Genomic DNA, 17,087 nt, shown 5'->3' on the forward strand with positions numbered 1-17,087 from the left:
AAAGTTTCGGTATGCCGAAATTAAAGTCGGTCGGCGCCCGCAAAGCCCGTGTCGTTCGCCGATCCCCGCGGGCCCGCAGGTCCGGTGAAGCGCTCGCGTCCGCGGCCGCTTTCGCGGCGGCGACCGTCGTCCTCGCGACGTCCGCGTGTGCTGCGGGGGTCACCGACCTGGCCGCCGTGGACGACCGGCCGCAGTTCGTCGACGCCGGGGACCGGGTGGTGGTGGCCACGACCTTCACGATCCTGGCCGACATGGCGCGCCGGGTCGGCGGGGACCGGGTGCAGGTGGAGTCCGTGACGACCCCCGGGGCGGACGTTCACCAGTACGAACCGAGTGTCGCGGACCTCAAGCGGGTCGAGGGCGCCGACCTCATCCTGAGCAACGGGCTCGGCATGGACGACTGGCTGCTGCGGTTCATCGACGGGACCGACGCCCACCACGTCACCACCTCCACGGAGATCGACCCCCTGCCCGTCCGCGCCGGCAACTACACCGGCCGGCCCAATCCGCACGCGTGGATGTCGCCCGTCGAGGGCGCCAGATACATCGACACGATCGCCCGGGCGCTCGCCGAGGTCGACCCGGACGGCGCCGCGGAGTACACCGCCCGCGCCGAGGACTACGTGGCCGAACTCGACGAGCTGGCCACCCGCGCCCGGGCGGCCATCGCGACCGTTCCCGAGCAGCGCCGCGTCCTGGTGACCTGCGAGGGTGCGTTCTCCTACCTGGCCCGCGACCTCGGCCTGGAGGAGTTCTACCTCTGGCCGGTCAACAGCGAGAACCAGGGCCTGCCCCGTCAGGTCTCGGAACTGATCGACGAGGTGCGCGACCGCGAGATCCCCGCGCTCTTCTGCGAGTCGACGGTCTCCGGCGCCGCCATGGAACAGGTCGCGGCCGAGACCGGCAGCCGACTCGCCGGGTTGCTGTACGTCGATTCGCTCTCCGCCCCCACCGGCCCGGTGCCCACCTATCTCGACCTGCTCGACCACGACCTCCAGACCATCACCCGGGAGCTGACGTCATGACCGGACAGCCACTGCCCTTCTCCCCGCCGGCGGGCCCGCCCGCCGTCGTGGTCACCGACCTCACGGTGGACCGCGGCCAGGTCCGCGCGCTCGACTCGGTCTCGCTGGCCGTGCCCCGCGGGGAGATCACCGTGCTGCTCGGCCCCAACGGGTCGGGCAAGTCGACCCTGATGCAGGCGATCCTGGGCCTGGTCGCCCCGAGCGCCGGAACGGTCCGGGTCCTGGACGCCCCCGTGCGGCGCGCGCTGCGCACCGGCCGGGTGGCGGCGGTCCCCCAGTCCGATGACGTCGACGCGCGCTTCCCGGTCACGGCCGCCGAGGTGGTCATGCAGGGCCGCCGGCGCTTCACCGGGCCGTGGCGCCGCCCGTCCTCCGCGGACCGGCTGGCCGTCGCCGACGCCCTGGACCGGGTCGGGCTGTCCGCGATCGCCGGCCGCCGCATCGGTGAACTCTCGGGCGGGCAACGCCGCCGCGTCCTGCTGGCCCGCTGCCTGGCCCAGGAGGCCGATCTGCTCCTGCTCGACGAGCCGTTCAACGGCATGGACGCCGGCAGCGAGCTGGTCTACATCGACGTGCTGCGCGAACTCGCCGCCTCGGGCCGGACCGCGCTGATCTCCACTCACCATCTGGGCACCGTGGAGCAGCTCGCCGACTCGATCGCCCTGATCAACGGCCGACTCGTCGCGCACGGCCCGGTCGCCGAGATGACCACGCCGCAGATCCTGTCCACCCTGCTCGGGGCCCGCCTGTCCGAGCCCGCCGCCCGCGCGGCGACCACCCTGGGGGTCCTGTCGTGATCGACCTGCTCGTCGAGCCCATGTCGTATGAGTTCATGCGCCGCGCGCTGGTGGTGGTGGCCGCCTCCGGTGTGGCCGGTGCGCTGCTGAGCTGCTGGTTGGTGCACATGGGCTGGTCGCTCATGGGTGACGCGGTCTCCCACGCCGTCCTGCCGGGTGTGGTGATCGCCGCGATGACGGGCATCCCGTTCGCCGTCGGCGCGCTCATCTCCGCGCTCATCGCCGTCACGCTGATCGGCGCGGTGCGCGAGGGCGGGACGGTCCGGGAGGACGCCGCGATGGGCATCGTCTTCACCGCACTGTTCTCGCTCGGCCTGGTCCTGATCGCGCGCTTCCCCAGCCAGCAGGACCTGCACTCGATCCTGTTCGGCAGCGTGCTCGGCGTCCGGGATTCCGACCTGGTCCAGGTGCTGGCCGTGTCGGCGTTCACGGTGATCGTGCTGCTGGCGTTGCGCCGCGACCTCATCATGCTGGCGTTCGACCGCCTCCACGCCCACACCCTGGGCCTGCGGACCCGGGCCCTGACCGCGCTGCTGCTGGCCACCCTCGCCACGGCCACCGTCGCGGGAGTCCAGTCGGTCGGCGTGATCCTGGTGGTGGCGACGCTCATCATCCCCGGCGCGACAGCGCAGCTGTTGGCCGACACGTTCCGGGGGACGATGCTCCTCGCCGTCGTCGTCGCTCTTCTCGGTGGCGTGACCGGCCTGTACGTCGGCTACTACGCCGACCTCCCCCCGGGCCCGGTGGTGGTCCTCACCCAGTCGGTGATCTTCGTGGCCGCGCAACTGTTCGCGCCCAGGCGCGGGGTGATCCCCCGGGCGGCGGCGAGTGCGCGGGCGCGGCGGTCGGGAATGATGGCCACATGACCGTCGACCCCCGCCGAGTTGATCCACCCAGACCTGACCCACCCAGGGGACTGGCCGACCTCACCCCGACGATCCAGGCCTACCTCATGGCCGCCCACGCCCTGGGCTCCGGCGGCGACCCCGTGACCTCCGGCGCCCTGGCCGAGCGCCTCGGCGCCTCCCCGTCCTCCGTCACCGAGGGCGTCCGCAAGCTGGTGGCGATGGGGCTGGCCGAGCACCGCCCCTACGCGCCTGTAGCGCTCACCCCGGCCGGGCGGTCGTTCGCGGTGGCGATGGTCCGGCGGCACCGGATCATCGAGACGTTCCTGGCCAGCAGCCTGGACTACCCGTGGGACGAGGTGCACGCGGAGGCCGACGCCCTCGAGCACGTGGTGTCCGACCGCTTTGTCGACGCTCTGGACGCCTACCTCGGTCACCCGCGCCGCGACCCGCACGGCGATCCCATCCCCACCCGCGACGGGCACCTGGACACCCTCGGCGACATGCCGCTGGACCGGGTCCCCGAGGGCTCGTCCGGCGTGGTCACGCGGGTGTCCGACCGGGACAACACCGTCCTGCGGCACCTCGCCGAGATCGGCCTGCGACCCGACTCGCCGGTCGAGGTGGTCTCCCGTCAGGTCGAGTTGGGGATCATCACCGTGCTGATGGACGGGCGGGTGGTGCCGGTGGGCACGCCGGTGGCCGCGGCGGTGCGGGTCCGGGTCCTGGCCGGCGACGACGACCACGCCCGCGGAGAGGACGACCGCCGCGAGCACGACCTCGGCGAGAACATCGACGACGACGAGGCCGGGGCCTGACCCACGGTGACAACCTCTCCCGGCGCGGATGTCGCGCCCCCGGGCCACGCGGTGCCCGGTCCCGGACCCGCCTGGTTCGGCGCGGTCATGGGCACCGGCATCCTGGCCACGCTGCTGCAGCTCCACGCCGTGCACGTCCCCGCCTTCGGCGCCGTCGCGCCCGCTGTCCTCGTGCTGGCTTGGGTGCTGCTGCTGGGGCTGGGCGCCGGTTTCGCCCGCTCGATCGCCCGCGACCCGGCGGTGTGGACGCGCTCGATCGGGGAGGCGTCGATGCTGCCCCTGTGGGGGATGGTCTCCATGGGCCTGCTGGCGGTGGGATCGGGCACCTTCACCGTGGTCGACGCCCACGCGCCGGCGTTCCGGACGGCGGCACTGGGCGTGGACGCCGCGCTGTGGCTCGTGGGCACCGTCCTGGGGCTGGCCACGGCCGCCGGGTTCACCTATTGGCTGCTCACGCGGCGCCCGGCCCACCCGCTGCCCACCTGGGCCCTGCCCCTGGTGCCGCCGATGGTCACCGCGACCGCGGGCGGGGCGCTGGCCGCCGAGCTCGATCCCGGTCCGCTGCGCACCGCCCTCGTGGCCGTCTGCGCGGTCGCGTTCGTCGTGGCCCTGACTCTCGGCGGCGGCGTGATCGCGGTGGCGTACCGCCACGCGTGGCGGCGCACCCCGATCCCGGTCGCGCTGGCCACCTCCACGTGGATCCCGCTGGGGATCCTGGGCCAGTCCACCGCGGCGGCCCAGGAGCTCGCCGGGCCGCAGCTGGCCGCCGCGGCCCGGTGGTACGGGGTGGCGGCGATGGCGGCCGGAGCGGCGGCGGGCGCGTTCGCGGCGGCGACGACCGTCCGCGGCTTCCGGGCCCGGATGCCGTTCCACCCGGGCTGGTGGGCCATGACCTTCCCCCTGGGCACCTGCGCGCTCGGCGCCCACCACCTGGAGTGGTGGCCGGTGAGCCTGGGCATCCTCGTCGCGCTGTGCGGGACCTGGAGCCTGTGCACGGTCGCGAGCCTGCGGGCGATCAGGGCCTCGCGGTCCGCCGCGCGCTGATCCTCTAGAACGCCGCACGCTGATCCCCTAGAACATCGTCCCCGGGTTGAGGATGCCCTGCGGGTCCAGCGCGTCCTTGATGCGCCGGCTCAGCGCCATCACGTCCTCGCCCAACTGCGCGGGCAGCCAGGGTGCCTTGAGCCGACCCACGCCGTGTTCGCCCGTGATCGTCCCGCCCATCGAGATGGCCAGCTCCATCACCTCGCCGAACGCCAACCGGGCGCGCTCGGCCCGGTCCGGGTCGTCGTCTTCCAGCACGATGATCGGGTGCGTGTTGCCGTCGCCGGCGTGGGCGACCAGCGCGATCGGCACGTCGCGCCGGGCGGAGATCTCCTCGATCCCGGCCACCAGCCGGGGCAACGACGGCAACGGAACCCCCACGTCCTCCAGCAGCAGCGTTCCGGTCTTGCCCAGGCTCGTGAACGCGGCACGGCGGGCGACGGTGAACTGCTCGCCCTCGTCGGGGTCGTCAGTGGCAAAGACCTCGGTGGCACCGTGGGTGCGGAACGCCTCGGCCATGAACTCGGCCTCGGCCGCCCGATCGGGCCCGGTGAGGTCGGACTGCGCCAGGAGCATCGCCCCGGCGGAGACGTCGAGCCCCATCCGCAGGTCCGCCTCCACGGCGCGGATCGAGACGTTGTCCATGAACTCGAGCATCGCCGGGCGGATCCGGCGGGTGATCGCCAGGACCGCCTCGCTGCACGCCACCACGTCGGGGAAGATCCCCACCACCGTCGAGCGCGGCGGCTGCTCCGGGATCAGCCGGATGATGATCTCGGTGACGATCCCCAGGGTTCCCTCGCTGCCCACGAAGAGCTTGGTCAGGCTCAGTCCCGCGGTGTCCTTGAGGCGCGCGCCACCCAGCCGGACCGCGGTGCCGTCGGCCAGGACCACCGTGAGCCCCAGGACGTAGTCGGTGGTCACGCCGTACTTCACGCAGCACAGCCCGCCGGCGTTGGTGGCGATGTTGCCGCCGATCGAACAGATCTCGTACGACGACGGATCCGGCGGGTACCAGAGTCCGTGCTCGGCGACGGCCGCCTTGACCTCGGCGTTGAACAGGCCGGGCTGGACGGTGGCCGTGCGGGTGACGGGGTCGACGTGGATCTCCCGCATGAGCTCGGTGGTCAGCACGATCCCGCCCTCGACGGCCGTGGCGCCGCCGGAGAGTCCCGAGCCGGCACCCCGCGGCACCACGGGGACCCCGTACTCGGTGGCCCAGCGCATGACCTCCTGCACGTCCTCGGTCGACCGCGCCCGCACCACCGCCAGCGGCATCCCCGGATCGGGGGCCTTGGCCCAGTCCTGGCGGTACCCCTCGATCATGTCGGGGTCGGAGAGGATCGTGGCGCCGTCGAGGCGGCGGCGGAGGTCGTCGAGGGACATGCCCCGAACCTATGCCCAACCGTCGCGGGGGCGCGGGCTTACAGGGCTGGGCGATCAGCTCTCCCGGATCCGCAGCCGTTCGAAGACGGCCCGCAGTGGCCGCGGCGCCCACCAGTTGGCGTCCCCGAGCAGGAGCATGGCGCTCGGTACGAGCAACAGTCGGATGATGAACGCGTCGACCAGTACGGCGAGCGCCATCCCGAGTCCGAGCATCCGGACCACGCTGATCCCCGATGTCCCGATGGCGAGGAACACCACGGCCACGAGCACCGCCGCCGCGCCCACCACGGGGGCGGTGCGGGAGACCCCGTCCACCACGGCCCGGGTGGTGTCGCCGTGGCGGTCGTACTCCTCACGGACCCGGGAGAGCAGGAACAGCTGGTAGTCCATCGACAGCCCGAAGGCCAGGCACGCCATGAGCAGGGGCGTGGAGGAGTCCACCACCCCCGTGGCCGTCACGCCCACCAGGTCGGCGAAGTGCCCCTCCTGGAAGACCAGGACCATCGCGCCGAACGTGGCGGTCAGACTCAGCGCCGCCATGAGCAGCGTCTTGAGGGTGACCAGCACGCCTCCGGTCAGCAGGAAGACCAGGGGCAGGACCACCGCCATGACCAGCAGGGCAACAGGGATCGCCCGGTCGGAGACCGCCTGGCGGGTGTCGACGTCGTCGGAGTAGGTTCCCGCCACCGGGGCGGGGGCCACCACGTCGCGGACCTGCTCGGCGAGGTCCTGTTGCTCCGGCTGCGTCAGCCCCGGAGCCGTCACCACCTCCACCGCGGCCACGGAACCCCGTCTCAGGGTGGGGTCCCCGGGACCGGTTGTCCGCCCGTCTGTCACGGTGCCGTCCGGGCCCCGCGCCGCCGTCACGCCGTCGACGCGCGAGACCCGCTCCGCCAACACACCGGGGTCGATCCCGTCCGCCAGGATGACCAGCGGATCGGAACCGAGGTCCGGGCGTTCGGCGCGCAATTGCTCGGCCGCCACCCTGGACGGGGCGTCCGGCGGCAGGACCCTGTCGTCGAGGGTGCCCAACCGGAGGCCGAACGCGGGCGTCAACAGGATCAGCAGGAGCGCCGACACCCCCAGCGCCACCACCACCGGGTGCCGTCGCGACACCCCGAGCAACGCGGTGACCCCGCGGCCGGGTCGGGACGGGTCCACCCGCCGCACGGACCACGCGTCTATCCGCCGGCCGAGAACCCGCAGGACCGGCGGCAACACCACGAGGGTGAGGGTGGCCACGAGCGCGACCACGGCGACCCCGGTCATCGCCATGGACCGCAGGTAGGGCATGTCCACCGCGGTGAGGGCGGCCAGGCACAGTCCGACCGTCACGGCCGAGATGACGATGGTCCTGCGGCAGCGGCGCATCGCGCGGTCGACCGCCTCCGGTGGGTCCGCCCCGGCCGCCAGTTCCTCGCGGAACCGGGTCACCACGAGCAGGCTGTAGTCGATCGCCAGTCCCAACGCCAGACCGATCACGAGGTTGAGGGCGAAGACCGAGACGTCGATCAGGTGGACCAAACCCGACAGGACCAAGAAGGTCGAGAGCATGGCGAGCACCCCGATCGCGACCGGGACCGCCGCGGCCACCACGGAGCCGAAGAACAGCACGAGCAGGACCAGGGTGACCGGGACGGCGATGAGCTCGGCGCGGGCCAGATCCTCCCGCCCGAGCAGATCGTCCTCGCGCAGGACCTCGGCCCGGCCGGTCAGCTGCCGGTCGACGCCGTCGACGGGCGGCGGCAGGGCGTCGCGGACCGTATCCAGGGTGCGCCTGGACTCGGACTCGTCGCCGGACAACACCGCGGTCACCACGGTGGGTCCGTCCCCCGGCGCCGGCGAGACGGTCACGCGGCCCACTCCCCCGGCGCCGCCGAGGAAGGACGCCACCGCCTCGCTGTCGCGGGCCACGGCGGCGGACTCCGAACCCGAGATCAGGACGATGAGGTCGGGCGTGCCCGCTCCCACCTCCGTGTCGAGCCGCCGCTCCGCGACGGCGGACGGCGTCGAGTCCGCGCGGAACCCCCCGGGCGTCAACGCCTCCTCCACACCACCCGCGGAGAGCGCTCCGAGCACGGCCAGGACCAGCGCCAGAGCGAGCGGCCACCCCCGCGCCAGGACCGCCCACCAGCGGTGAGCACGCCGGCGGGTGCGGACGTCGGTTCTGCGGTCCATGGGTCTCCTCTGGTCTGACTCCCCCACTCATTCGTCGCCCCTCCGCGGGCGGATGGGCGACGAGGAATAGGAGAGCGATCCGGAAATTTCGGCCTCCCGACCCATCCGTCCGGGAGAACCAGACGAATAACCGGGGTAGCCCACCGGAAGGACAACTTTTGAATCATCCACTCATCGACCGACTTGCCGCCGACGAACGGGTCCAGATCTTCTCGTCCCTCCAGGACTCCGGCCAGAGCCCCTACTACCGGACCATGACCTCGAGCACCGGCGCCACGAGCAACGTCGAGGGCGTGGACCGGATCATGCTGGGCTCCAACAACTACCTCGGCCTCGCCCGTCACCCCGAGGTCATCGAGGCCACCACCGAGGCGGTCCGTCGCTTCGGGTCCGCGAGCACCGGGAGCCGCCTGCTCAACGGGACGATGTCGCTGCACGAGGAGCTCGAGGCGGAGATCGCGGACTGGTTCGGCACCGATGACGCGCTGTGTTTCTCGACCGGGTACCAGACCAACCTCGGCACTCTCGGGGCCCTGGTCGGTCCGCGGGACGCTGTCGTGATCGACGAGTACGCCCACGCCTCGCTCCGGGACGGACTGCGAATGGCGCAGACCTCAGTGCTGACGTTCCGGCACAACGATCTGGACGCCCTCGAGGAGGCTCTGGTCGCGGCCCGCGGGGGGTCCCCGGACCAGGTCCTCGTCGTCGTCGACTCTCTCTACTCGATGGAGGGCAGCCTCGCGCCCCTGGCCGGGATCGCCGACCTCGCCCGGGAGTTCGGGGCCGCGCTCATGGTCGACGAGGCCCACGCGATGGGCCTGTACGGCCCGACCCGGCGGGGCTGGGTCGAGGAGACCGGCACCGTCGACGCCGTCGACGTGACCATGGCGTCGTTCTCCAAGTCCTCGGCCTCCTGCGGCGGGTTCATCACCGGCAGCTCCGAGCTCGTGACCGGGCTCAGGGTCACGGCGCGGCCGATGATCTTCAGCACGTCCTCGGTCCCAGCCGCGACGGCCTCCTCGCTCGCCTCGATCAAGTTGATGCGCACGGACGAGGGCGCGGCGCGGACCGAGGCGGTGCGCCTGAACTCGCTCCTCCTGCGATCCGAACTGGGTCAGAACGGGATCGACTGCGGGTCCGGGCACTCCGGCGCCTTCTGGTCGCCCATCGTCCCCGTCCCCATCGGCGACGACTTCCGCGCCGTCCACGTCTGGAACCTGCTCCTCGAACGAGGCGTCTACACCGGTGTCGCGGTCCACCCGGCCGTCCCCGCCACCGGTGCGATCCTCCGCCTGTGCGTGACGGCCGACCACACGGAGGAGCAGCTGGTCACCGCGGCGCGCGCGATCGCCGACGTCCTGGCCCTCACGCGTCCGGACACCGCTCTGTGAGGGTGGTGCTGACCGGGGCGTCCGGTGACTTCGGCACAGCGCTCCTGCGAGGACTGATTCTGCGCGACGAGGTCGACCACGTGGTCGCCCTGGCCCGGTCGCCGCTCCGGGTGCGGCACCCGAAGATCGCTCAGCACGTCATCGACCTCACCACCGACGATCTGGACGAGGCCTTCGCCGGCGCCGACGCCGTGATCCACTGCGCCTTCATGGTCGAGGAACCGCGCGACAAGGAGTCGGCGCGGGTCGTCAACGTCGACGGTTCGCGACGGGTCCTCCTGGCGGCCGAGTCCGCGGGCGCCCGGGTGTGCGTGATGACCTCGAGCATCAACGCCTACGGTCCCCGCGGCGGCCCCGAGGTCATCGACGAGACGGCCGCCATCGGTGCCGGCGAGGAGCACTACTACTTCCACCACAAGGCGCTCATGGAGGAGGACGTGCGCCGGTGGCGGCAGACCGCTGACGGCCGGATGGCGGTCGCGGTCCTGCGTCCCGCCTACGTGGTGGGGCCCGACATGGCCAACTCCGGGCTGGAGACCATGCGCTCGCGCGTCGTCCTGCACCCGAGCCCCCGGCGGTCCTATTTCCAGTTCCTCCACCAGGACGACCTCGTCGATGCCTACCTGCGGGTTCTCCTCGCCGGCGTCGACGGCGAGTTCAACCTCGGCCCCGAGGGCGCGATGACCGTGTCCGAGCTGTGCCGGATGAACCGCTCGGTGTGCATCCCCGTGCCGCTCGGTCCCTCCCGACGTCTGGCCGACCTCGGGTTCCGGCTCGGACTGCTCCCCTTCTCCTCGCACTGGGTGACCCGCGGGGAGCCGGTCACCACCTCACAGCGACTCCGCGACGCCACCGGGTGGCAGCCGCGGTACGACTGCGCCGACGCCGCGCGCCTGATGCTCGCCGGCTGACGCTCGCGCCCTGACTCCCGCCCGTCTGACCCCGCCGACTGACCCCGCCGACTGACCCCTCGCGCGAACCCACTCCCGAAAGGACCCCATGCTCCTCACCACCGAGAACACGACCCTCGACCACTACGCCCCCGGGCTGCGTGAGCGCCTGTACTCCCGCGGCCTGCTCGCCAACGAGGGCGCCGAGAGCACCGCCGTGGCCGACTGGTCCGCCACCGGCGGCACCGGTCTCATCGTCCCCACCGCCCTGGGCGGTGCGGGTGCCAGCGCTGTCGACGCGGTGCGGTTCCAGACCGCCATCGGTGCGGTCGCCCCCTCCCTCGCGGCCGCGACCACGATGCACCACCTGTCGTGCGCGACTCTCTTCGAGGCCGCCGAAGCCGCCTCCCAAGACGAGCGCGACCTCATCAAAGCGCTGGTCGAGGCCGGGACCGTGATGGCGTCCGGCTTCTCCGAGGGCTCCCCCGGAGGGTCGGTGTTCCGCCCGACCATGACCGCCCGCCGGGACGGCGACGACTACCTCCTCTCCGGCCGCAAGGCCCCCTGCAGCCTCTCAAGGTCGATGAGCCTCCTGGTGGCGAGCGCCCTCGTGGACGACTCCGAGCGGGCCGTCGTCCTGGTCTTCGACGGGGCCGAGGGGCTGCGGCGTGAGGAGTTCTGGAAGAGCCCCGTCCTCGCGGCGGCGGAGAGCGACGCGCTGATCCTCGAGGACGTCCGGGTCGGGGCCGACATGGTCTTCCTCACCTCGGAGAACGATCCCGACGACGTCCACGAGATGACCGGTTACCTGTGGTTCGGGTTGCTGATCAGCGCCTGCTACCTCGGGGTGGCCACGCGTCTGGTCGAGCGGCTCACCGAGCGCGACCGGCTCGACCCCAAGTTGTTCTCCACGGCGCTCGCCGAGGTCGAGACCATGCGGACCGCGCTGCACGCCGTGGCCCGCGAGTTCGACGAGGGGGCCCGGGGCGGCGACGTCTCCGCGCGCCTCGCCCTGGTCCGGTGGTCGATGCGCGACGCCCTGGTCCGCGTGCAGTCCCTGGTCCGCGAGGCCGTCGGCGGGTTCGCCTACATGCAGGACCCGGAGCTCGCCTACGCCTTCGAGGCCGTCCAGGTGTTCGGCTATCACCCGCCGTCGCGCCGGGACACCGCCGACCGGTTGGTGGCGTGGGCACGCGGCGAGGACTTCCGCTACGTCTGAGCGGGGAGCGGAAAGTCCCGGTCTGACGCCCGTTCCGGTCGCCGAAATCGGTGGGGGGCCGGATATTCGACGACGACGAGGCCCGGGCATAGTGGCCTGGTGAGTACAGCCCCAGCTGCAGGACCCGGCCCCCGGGTGCCCGCTGTGCCCGGCCCCGGACCCGCCTGGTTCGGGGCCGTCATGGGGACGGGCGGTCTGTGCGCCCTCCTGCAGATCCACTCCGTGCGGCTGCCCGTCTTCGGACCGCTCGCGGTGATCACGCTGCTCCTGGGTTGGGTGCTGCTGATCGGCCTGGGGGCGGGGTTCGCGCGGTCGGTCGCCCGGGACCCGGACGTCTGGACGCGGTCGGTGCGCGACGCGGCGATGCTGCCCCTGTGGGGCATGGTCTCGATGGGGCTGCTGGCGACGGGGTCGGCCACCTATCTCGTGGTCGACGCGCATGCCCCGTCGCTGTCCCCGGTCGCCTTCGGCATCGACGCCGCGCTGTGGGGCGCGGGCACCGTTCTGGGCCTGGCCACCGCCATCGGCTTTGCCGCCTGGCTGTTCACCACGCGCCCCGCCCATCCGCTGCCCACGTGGGCACTGCCGATGGTGCCGCCGATGGTCTCGGCGACCTCCGGTGGGTTGCTCGCCGAGCAGATCGACTCCGCCACCGCGCGCGCGTTCGTCGTGGCCGTGTGCACGTTCGGCTTCGTCGCGGCCCTCGGACTGGGCGGTGCCGTCATCACCATGGCCTATCACCACGCGTGGTTCCGCACCCCCGTCCCGGTGGCGTTGTCGACCTCCACCTGGATCCCGCTGGGAATCGTCGGCCAGTCGGCGGCCGCCGCGCAGGTGCTCGCCGCTCCGGGTCAGGCCGGGATCGCCAGACTCTACGGCGCCGTGGTCCTGATCGCCGGTGCCGGCCTGGGGGCGTTCGCGGTGCTGTCGACATTCCGGGGATTCCTCGCCCGGATGGCGTTCAACCCGGGGTGGTGGGCGATGGCCTACCCTCTCGGCACCTGTGCGCTGGGCGCGCACTACCTCGGCTGGGAGACCGCGAGCCTGGTGACCGTGTTCGCGTTGTGTGGTGTCTGGCTGTTGTGCGCGGTCGCGAGCACGCGCGCGATCATGTGGGCCCGACTGGCGTAGCGGCTGGGCGCGACTTGCGAAGCCGCGCTCACCGGAAGTCCCGGCTGCGGCCGATCGCCATGCCCAGGTGCAGGCGTTCGATCTTGTCCGCCACCACGCTCACCGCGCCCGAGCGGTTCTCCACGGTGCCGCGGACGATCAGCGCCGGGGCCGAGGAGACGATCGGTCGGTAGCGCGCCCACAGACCGACCGAGCACACGACGTTGGTCATGCCCGTCTCGTCCTCGAGACTGAGGAAGGTCACGCCTTCCGCGGTGGCGGGCCGCTGCCGATGGGTGACCGCGCCCGCGACCTCGACCCGACTGCCGTCGGGGACGTGGGCGAGCCCGGCGGTGGTGCACACCCCCCGGGAGTCGAGCCATGGCCGCGCATGGACGGTCGGGTACTCCTCCGGGCTGATGCCGGTGGAGGACAGGTCCGCGGAGGTGAGCTCGACGATGCTCATACCCGGTAGCGCCGGGGCGTCGACCTGGCTGAGGCCGGGCAGCATCCCGGGGCGCTGCCGGGCTGCGGTGGCCGCCGACCACAGCGCGGCCCGCCGACCTCCCGTCCCGAGCGAGTCGAGCGCCCCGGCGGTGGCGAGCGCCTCCATCTGCCGGACCGTCAGGCCGGTGCGGCCGGCGAGGTCCGCCGCCGAGAGGTACGGGCCGTGGGTGTCACGCTCGTCGGCGACCGCCATGGCCAGATCCGTGCCGATCGCCCGCACGGACTCCAGTCCGAGCCGCACCTCGGTGCCCCGGTTCTCACATGAGGCACCGCCGAGCGAACGGTTGACGCACGGGCGGTGCACGGTGACACCGTGCCGCCGGGCGTCGGCCACGAGCGACTGCGGCGAGTAGAAGCCCATCGGCTGGCTGCGGAGCAGGGCCGCGCAGAAGATGGCCGGGTGGTGGCACTTGAACCACGCCGAGTAGTAGACGATCGCCGCGAAGGACTGCGAGTGGCTCTCGGGGAAACCGTAGTTGGCGAACGCGCACATCTTCTCCCAGATCCGCTGCCCGACCTCGGGACCGGTGACCGGCGTCCCGGGCGGGCTGGTGCCGATGCCGTGGAGCTCGCGCATCCCGGCGAAGAACCTCTCCTGCAGCCTCGCCATCCGTTCGGGCGAGCGCTTGGCCCCCATCGCCCGGCGGAGTTGGTCCGCCTCCGCCCCGGTGAACCCCGCGATCTCGGTGGCGATCTGCATGAGCTGCTCCTGGAACAGCGGGATGCCCAGCGTCCGTCCAAGGGCCGTCTCGAGCGCGGGGTGGTCGAACGCCACCTTCTCCCGCCCGTTGCGACGACGGATGTACGGGTGCACGGACCCGCCCTGGATGGGACCGGGTCGGATGAGTGCCACCTCCACCACCAGGTCGTAGAACGTCCGTGGCCGGAGCCGGGGAAGCGTGGCCATCTGCGCCCGGGACTCCACCTGGAACACACCGACCGAGTCGCCGCGGCACAGCATCTCGTAGACCTCCGGGTCCGCGAGGTCGAGTCGGGCCAGGTCCACCTCGAGGTCCTTGTGCTCGGCCGCCAGGTCGATGGCGTGGTGCAGCGCGGTGAGCATGCCCAGCCCCAGCATGTCGAACTTGACCAGCCCGACCGCCGCGCAGTCGTCCTTGTCCCACTGCAGGACGGTCCGCCCGGGCATGCGTGCCCACTCGACGGGCACCACGTCGGCCACCGGGCGGTCGCAGATCACCATGCCGCCCGAATGGATGCCGAGGTGCCGGGGCAGGCCCACCAGCCTGCGGGCCAGCGCGAGCACCTCCGGCGGGACGGTGTGCTCGGTGGCTTCCCGCTCGTGGTTCTTCAGCCCCGACCACCGGTCGACGCTCTTGGACCATGCGTCCTGCTGCCCGGGGGAGTAACCGAGCGCCCGGGCCACGTCCCGCACGGCCGACCGCCCCCGGTAGGTGATGACGTTGGCCACCTGCGCGGCGTGGTCCCGCCCGTACCGGGAGTAGACGTACTGGATGGCCTCCTCCCGGCGGCCGGACTCGATGTCCACGTCGATGTCGGGCGGGCCGTCCCGCTCCGGGGACAGGAACCGTTCGAACAGCAGGTGCGCGCCCACCGGGTCGACGTTGGTGATGCCGAGGGAGTAGCAGACCGCCGAGTTGGCGGCCGAGCCCCTGCCCTGGCAGAGGATTCCCTCCCGGCGACAGAACTCGACGATGTCGTGGACGACGAGGAAGTACCCGGGGAACCCCAGTTCGGCGATCACGCTCAGCTCGCGATCGATCTGGTCGTACGCCTCCGGCGCCTCCGCACGCGTCCCGTAGCGCCGTGCGGCCCCCGCGGAGGTGAGCTCGGCGAGCCAGGTGCTCTCGGTGTGGCCCTCGGGGACGTCGAACGGTGGCAGCTCGGGGGCCATGAGCTGGAGGTCGAAGGCACATTCCTCCCCCAGCCGGGCGGCGGTGCTCACCGCGTCGGGCCAGCGGTCGAACAGCTCCGCCATCTCCTCCCCCGAGCGCAGGAACGCCCCACCGGCCGCGGGCAGGTGCGCGGCATGGGTCTCCAACGCGTTGCGCGCTCCGAGCGCCGCCATGACCGAGGCCAGGCGGGCGTCCTCCGGACCCGCACAGTGCGCGGCGGTGGTGGCCACGACGGGCAGACCCGCCTCGGCGGCGAGCGTGGCCAGTGCGTCGCATCGTTCGGTGTCCTCGGGCACGCCGTGGCAGGTCAGCTCCACGACCACCCGGTCCCGGCCGAACAGCTCCACGAGCTCGGCCAGCGCCGCACCCGCGGCCGCGGTGTCGAAGTCGGACGCGCCCGGGCCGCCCCGCTCGAGGGCCCGCCGCACCCGACCCCGGCGGCAGCCGGTGAGCACGTACCAGTGGCCGCCGGCCGCCTCCGCCAGTTCCGTGATCTCGTACCGCGGCTCGCCCTTGACCCCACCTCGCAGGTGGGCGTGGGCGATCGCCCGCGAGAGTCTCCGGTACCCCTCCCCACCCCGGGCCAGGACGAGCAGGTGCTCGTCGCCCGGCAGGGAGAGCTCGGCGCCGAACACGGTGTCCAGGCCCAGCTCCACGGCCGCCTCGGCAAAGCGGACGACCCCGTACATCCCGTCGTGGTCGGTGATCGCGAGTGCGGTGAGCCCCAGCTCCGCGGCCGCCTCCGCCATGGCCTCAGGCGTGGAGGCACCGTCGAGGAAGCTGAACGCGGTGTGGGCGTGCAGCTCCGCGTAGGGCACGCGTCCCGGCGTCGGGGACTGCGGCGGTGGGGTGTACTCACCCCGTCGACGGGACCAGGCGGGGGCGTCGCTGCCGTCGCCGGGATGTTGGTTCTCAGAACCCCGTGGGTCCGGGCGCCCGGACAACACCCGCTCGAGCTCGGACCAGGTCTTGGGTCCGTGGTACCAGTTCACCGGACCTCACCCGCCGAGGCCGGGTGTGCGCAGGTCCGGTGTGCGCAGGTCCGGTGTGCGGAGACCTGGTGTGCGGGCTCAGAGCTGCGCGAACGACTCCACGACCCACGCCGAGGCGTTGCCTGGTGGCTTACGACAACTCTGGGAGCGCGGAGGGAGCGGGTGTGTACCGGCCTCGACGCGCCAGGAGCGCCCGTCGGTGTGCCGGACCACGGCCACGCCCGGGGAGCCGGCGTCGAGGGTGACGACGAGGTCGTCCACTCCCGCGTCCACGCCGGAGCCCCGCACGGCGACCTCCGCCACCTGCCCGGCCGGCGGCCACGTGCTGCGGCCCCGCAGGTTCTCGGTGACGACCCAGCCGTCCAGCTCCGCCTCGACGATCCGGACTGCGTGGGCCGTCTCCGCGGGCCCATAGGTGTAACCGGTGCCGGGGAGCAGCAGCACCGGGGCGAAGCGGTGACCGCCGGTGTGGGAGCACTCCCACACCGCGGCGTCGGGATCGAGCGCGGCCAGACGCGCGCCCACCAGGGTTTCGAGTCCGGCCGCGACCGGGCGTCCCCGTACTGCGCAGCACTGGTCGCGCTTGGCGTGGGTGCACACGAGCGGTACCGGTGCCGCGACCTCGCGGGTACCGGCCACGTGCGCGCCGGGCGAGAGGTCGATATCGAGCATGTCCGCGGGCGCGTGGACACGGCCGGCGCGGATGCTGCGTCGGCCGGGGCGGGTGTCGCAGAGGTAGAAGCGGTGCCGGTCGAGTCGCTGGCCCTCGCGGCCGGGGCGCCGGATGAAGAGCATGCGCGTTCCACAGGCGGCGACGTGCGCTTTGAGCCGCTCGGACAGGTCCTCGCCCAACGCCTCGCCGTCGAAGATGTCGCGTCCCCACCGTGCGGGGACCTCCAGCAGCACCCAGGACTCCTCGTGGGCGGCGGTGCCGGCCGGCGGCTCGTCGGCTGACTGGAAGGAACACCAGCCCGGGCGGATGGCGTGATCGGTATCTGACACGACCCCATG

At 72.6% G+C, this 17,087-nt stretch carries 13 protein-coding genes; 9 read left to right on the forward strand and 4 right to left on the reverse strand.

What is annotated here, in order from left to right; translation table 11 throughout:
• The first annotated feature begins 11 nt into the window (after window positions 1–11).
• The 5 genes from R4P08_RS06840 to R4P08_RS06860 are packed head-to-tail and all read left to right on the forward strand — an operon-like array spanning window position 12 to window position 4,529.
• Entirely contained in the window at window positions 12–1,025 is a 1,014-nt protein-coding gene (locus R4P08_RS06840; RefSeq protein WP_317813024.1) for a metal ABC transporter substrate-binding protein, read from the forward strand.
• Complete coding sequence (locus R4P08_RS06845) at window positions 1,022–1,822, forward strand: metal ABC transporter ATP-binding protein (RefSeq protein WP_317813025.1); 801 nt, start codon at window positions 1,022–1,024, stop codon at window positions 1,820–1,822. The genes R4P08_RS06840 and R4P08_RS06845 overlap by 4 nt, the downstream gene beginning before the upstream one ends.
• The gene (locus R4P08_RS06850) at window positions 1,819–2,688 is read left to right on the forward strand and encodes a metal ABC transporter permease (protein ID WP_317813026.1); all 870 of its coding nucleotides are present in this window, start codon (window positions 1,819–1,821) and stop codon (window positions 2,686–2,688) included. The genes R4P08_RS06845 and R4P08_RS06850 overlap by 4 nt, the downstream gene beginning before the upstream one ends.
• A complete protein-coding gene (locus R4P08_RS06855) occupies window positions 2,685–3,485 on the forward strand; it encodes a metal-dependent transcriptional regulator (RefSeq protein WP_317813027.1) in 801 nt (266 codons plus the stop codon). The genes R4P08_RS06850 and R4P08_RS06855 overlap by 4 nt, the downstream gene beginning before the upstream one ends.
• Window positions 3,486–3,491: 6 nt before the next feature.
• Window positions 3,492–4,529 (forward strand): C4-dicarboxylate ABC transporter, encoded by a 1,038-nt coding sequence (locus R4P08_RS06860; protein ID WP_317813028.1) that lies wholly within the window; start codon window positions 3,492–3,494, stop codon window positions 4,527–4,529.
• A 27-nt stretch (window positions 4,530–4,556) separates the two neighbouring features.
• Here the strand turns inward: R4P08_RS06860 and R4P08_RS06865 are convergent, their stop codons facing one another.
• A complete protein-coding gene (locus tag R4P08_RS06865; protein ID WP_317813029.1) occupies window positions 4,557–5,915 on the reverse strand; it encodes an FAD-binding oxidoreductase in 1,359 nt (452 codons plus the stop codon).
• A 54-nt stretch (window positions 5,916–5,969) separates the two neighbouring features.
• Window positions 5,970–8,093, reverse strand: a complete 2,124-nt coding sequence (locus R4P08_RS06870; RefSeq protein WP_317813030.1) for an MMPL family transporter — start codon at window positions 8,091–8,093, stop codon at window positions 5,970–5,972.
• Between the two features lie 158 nt (window positions 8,094–8,251).
• Here R4P08_RS06870 and R4P08_RS06875 point away from each other — a divergent pair, with 158 nt between their 5' ends.
• The 4 genes from R4P08_RS06875 to R4P08_RS06890 all read left to right on the forward strand — a co-directional run bounded on the left by R4P08_RS06875 (window position 8,252) and on the right by R4P08_RS06890 (window position 12,724).
• On the forward strand, window positions 8,252–9,484 hold the full coding sequence (locus tag R4P08_RS06875; RefSeq protein WP_317813031.1) for a pyridoxal phosphate-dependent aminotransferase family protein: 1,233 nt from the start codon (window positions 8,252–8,254) through the stop codon (window positions 9,482–9,484).
• Window positions 9,485–9,486: 2 nt separating this feature from the next.
• Complete coding sequence (locus tag R4P08_RS06880; protein WP_317813032.1) at window positions 9,487–10,395, forward strand: NAD-dependent epimerase/dehydratase family protein; 909 nt, start codon at window positions 9,487–9,489, stop codon at window positions 10,393–10,395.
• A gap of 88 nt (window positions 10,396–10,483) precedes the next feature.
• Window positions 10,484–11,593, forward strand: a complete 1,110-nt coding sequence (locus tag R4P08_RS06885) for an acyl-CoA dehydrogenase family protein (protein ID WP_317813033.1) — start codon at window positions 10,484–10,486, stop codon at window positions 11,591–11,593.
• A gap of 99 nt (window positions 11,594–11,692) precedes the next feature.
• Window positions 11,693–12,724 (forward strand): C4-dicarboxylate ABC transporter, encoded by a 1,032-nt coding sequence (locus R4P08_RS06890; RefSeq protein ID WP_317813034.1) that lies wholly within the window; start codon window positions 11,693–11,695, stop codon window positions 12,722–12,724.
• Window positions 12,725–12,752: 28 nt separating this feature from the next.
• On the opposite strand, the gene R4P08_RS06895 is transcribed toward R4P08_RS06890, so the two are convergent.
• Both R4P08_RS06895 and R4P08_RS06900 read right to left on the reverse strand, forming a co-directional pair.
• Window positions 12,753–16,076, reverse strand: a complete 3,324-nt coding sequence (locus tag R4P08_RS06895) for an error-prone DNA polymerase (RefSeq protein ID WP_317813035.1) — start codon at window positions 16,074–16,076, stop codon at window positions 12,753–12,755.
• Window positions 16,077–16,154: 78 nt separating this feature from the next.
• Window positions 16,155–17,078: a sucrase ferredoxin gene (locus tag R4P08_RS06900; protein WP_317813036.1), complete on the reverse strand. Its 924-nt coding sequence runs from the start codon at window positions 17,076–17,078 to the stop codon at window positions 16,155–16,157.
• Window positions 17,079–17,087 lie beyond the last annotated feature (9 nt).

The organism is Rhodococcus sp. IEGM 1408, assembly GCF_033142235.1.
Lineage (GTDB): Bacteria > Actinomycetota > Actinomycetes > Mycobacteriales > Mycobacteriaceae > Dietzia.